The sequence below is a fragment of the Candidatus Margulisiibacteriota bacterium genome (assembly GCA_031268855.1).
In the GTDB taxonomy this organism is placed as follows: domain Bacteria; phylum Margulisbacteria; class Termititenacia; order Termititenacales; family Termititenacaceae; genus Termititenax.
Genome location: JAIRWS010000058.1, coordinates 1 through 2,882, shown reverse-complemented (window position 1 = coordinate 2,882; position 2,882 = coordinate 1). Strand labels below are relative to the sequence as shown.

3 protein-coding genes are annotated in these 2,882 nt (G+C 50.5%); 2 read left to right on the top strand and 1 reads right to left on the bottom strand.

Features of this window, described 5'->3' with window-relative positions:
- Nucleotides 1–140: 140 nt before the first annotated feature.
- Both LBJ25_03705 and LBJ25_03700 read left to right on the top strand, forming a co-directional pair.
- A complete protein-coding gene (locus LBJ25_03705; GenBank protein ID MDR1453063.1) occupies nt 141–1,145 on the top strand; it encodes a Gfo/Idh/MocA family oxidoreductase in 1,005 nt (334 codons plus the stop codon).
- A gap of 126 nt (nt 1,146–1,271) precedes the next feature.
- Nucleotides 1,272–2,504, top strand: a complete 1,233-nt coding sequence (locus LBJ25_03700; protein MDR1453062.1) for an ATP-binding protein — start codon at nt 1,272–1,274, stop codon at nt 2,502–2,504.
- A gap of 193 nt (nt 2,505–2,697) precedes the next feature.
- On the opposite strand, the gene LBJ25_03695 is transcribed toward LBJ25_03700, so the two are convergent.
- A partial coding sequence (locus LBJ25_03695) for an AAA family ATPase (protein MDR1453061.1) occupies nt 2,698–2,882 on the bottom strand: 185 nt, incomplete at its 5' end.

The window sequence follows — 2,882 nt, the reverse complement described above, 5'->3', positions numbered from 1 at the left end:
GGCTCCGGCACGGTTTTCAACAACATGCCGGATTATTATGCGGTGATCTATATTAAGAAAATGACCGGAAATAACACTTGAGGGATAAAGCATAATCCCCGTATTTTAATGTTTCGCTTTCCGGAGTATAATCGCCGCCTATGGTCAATGTCGCCCAAATCGGTATCGGACGCTGGGGTAAAAATCTCCTGCGCAATCATTATCAGCTTGGTTCGCTGAAGCTGGCCTGCGAGCTTGACCAAAACAATATTGACGCCGCTTTGAAATTGTATCCCGATCTGAAAATTACGCAAAATATTGATGACGTTTTGCAAAACCCCAGCATTGACGCGGTGGTTATCGCCACTCCGGCCGCGACGCATTTTGCCATTGGCAAAAAGGTTTTAGAGTCTGGAAAACATGTCTATATCGAAAAGCCGATAGTTCTCCAGCAGCAGGATCTGCAGGACTTGCTAGATTTGGCCGCGGCAAAAAATAAGATTTTAATGGAAGGTCATTTGCTGCTCTATCACGGCGCCGTCAACCGCGTGCGGCAGGCCGTGCGGGATGGGCTGATCGGCGAATTGCAGCAGGTATACTGCCGACGGACGGGTCTCGGCGCGATCCGCTTTGAGAGCAATGTGCTCTGGGATCTGGGCACGCACGATATTTCGGTGGTGTATTATTTGCTGGACGAGCAGCCGTCCGTGATCTCCGCGCAGGCCGCGCGGTTCTATCCGCAGAAAACCGCCGAAGTCGTGTTCACGGCCATAAAATTTGCGTCCGGCAAGATTGCGCATATTCACAATAGCTGGCTTGACCCGTACAAAGACCGCAAGGCCATCGCGGTCGGAACAAAAGGCATGCTGATTATGGACGAGCTGGCCGCGGACGGCAAAGTGCAATTTATCAAAAAGCGTGTCGCGTATGACCCGGGCAAAAAATTTGAGCATGAACGTTTTGCTTATATAGATGAAGGCGCGGAAGTTCTGGAGTGTCCGGAAGTCGAGCCCTTGCGCGAGGAGTGTCTGCATTTCCTTGCCGCCTGTGAAAAAGGCGCGCCGGTGCGCAGCGGCGGCGCGAACAGTATGCGCGTGCTCAAGACCCTGCTGGCTGCCCAGCAGTCGCTGGAGCGTGACGGCGCGCCGGTAAAGTATCAGCGGTAAAATCAATTCTCGATACAGTTAAATTTATTTTTGCGAACTGGCTGGCTGGCAAAGTAGGCCATTAGTAATGGCATATATATGCCATTACTAATGGCCTATTATTAGAAAATCTGGTATAATTCTGTTATGCAATTGACAGATTTACGCGAAGTTATTCGGACACAGAGAGCGCAGATAGACAAACGGACAGCGGAACTGCCGCGGGATATTCTGCCGGATCTGCCGGACATACAGGCCTATGCCCTGATCATTACCGGCATTCGCCGTTGCGGCAAAAGCACGCTCCTGCGGCAGTTTGCGCGCCAGCTGCGGAGCAAGTATTTTTATCTGAATTTTGACGACCTGCGTCTGGCGGATTTTACGACGCGGGATTTTCCGCTGCTGGATAGTTTGATCTTGGAGTCCGGTGTCAAAACATTGCTGTTGGATGAAATTCAAATGGCGCCGCGCTGGGAAGCCTATGTACGGCAGAAGCTGGACGAGGGTTTTCAGACGCTGCTGACCGGCTCCAATGCCGCCTTGCTCAGCCGCGAACTTGGCACAAAATTGACCGGGCGGCATATCACCAAAGAATTATTCCCGTTTTCTTATCGGGAATTTTTGCGTTTTGCCGGACGGCCAGCCGGAGTGAGGTCGCTGGATCAATATTTGCAATCCGGCGGTTTTCCCGAGTATCTAAAAACTAAAAGACCGGAAGTCTTAAACCAGCTGCAGCAGGATATTTTGTACCGCGATATAGCGGTGCGTTATGGCCTGCGGGATGTGGCTTCCCTGAAGCGGCTTTTTGTTTATCTGGTTTCCAATGCGGCGCATTTGGTTTCCCCCAGCAAATTGACCGGCATGATCGGCCTGCGCTCGCACACCACGCTGCTGGAATATCTGTCTTATTTTGAAGAAGCTTATCTGCTGCAACTGGTACCGCGTTTTGCCTGGTCGGTAAAAAAACAGAATCTAGCGCCCAAAAAATTGTATGTCGGCGACACCGGTTTGCTGCGCTCCGTTTCCATTTCGTTTACTCCCGATTTGGGCGGGCTGCTAGAAAACTTTGTCTTTAATGAACTGCGGCGGCGGACGCGGGATATTTTTTATTTTGCGGATAAAACAGGCGAATGTGATTTTATTGTTGATCCGCACGGGAGCTCTCCGCTGTGCGTGCAAGTCTGTCTGGAGCTTACTCTGGATAACCGCGACCGCGAGATCAACGGTCTGCTGGCCGCGCTGGATTTTTTTAAGAGCAAGCGGGGCTTGATTATTACCAAAGATACTCGAGATATAGTTCTGCGCGGCGGGCGCCGGATCGAGGTTGTACCGGCCTGGGATAAGCGGGTTTTGGCGTTGTTATCCAATTCACTTAAGTAGGCCATTAGTAATGGCATATATAGGCCATTACTAATGGCCTATTATTATGTCTGAAATATATATTGGCGGAAGGGTTATTGCTGGCAATAGCGGCAGGCTGATATTTTCTTTTGAGCTGGCGGACTAAACTCGTGTGTCTTGAAGCCGGAGAGGTAAGCTTTTCCGGCTCCAGGGAGTGGTTTGAATATTCGGATCACTCCCACAAATTATTGATCGGCACGAGGTGCATATTGTCTTTGAAAGACATGGCCAGCTCTCCAGTATAAAGAACTATGCCGGAAAATTTTGCTCCGCGGTAGTTTCTGGCAAACCAGCGCAGGTTTTTGAAGTGTTCCTCGGTAAAACGCGAGCTGGCTTTGACTTCCACGCCGGTCAGTC

Coding starts and splice junctions, on each gene's coding strand:
- LBJ25_03705 (MDR1453063.1), top strand. CDS start 141: ATGGTCAATGTCGCCCAAATCGGTATCGGACGCTGGGGTAAAAATCTC.
- LBJ25_03700 (MDR1453062.1), top strand. CDS start 1,272: ATGCAATTGACAGATTTACGCGAAGTTATTCGGACACAGAGAGCGCAG.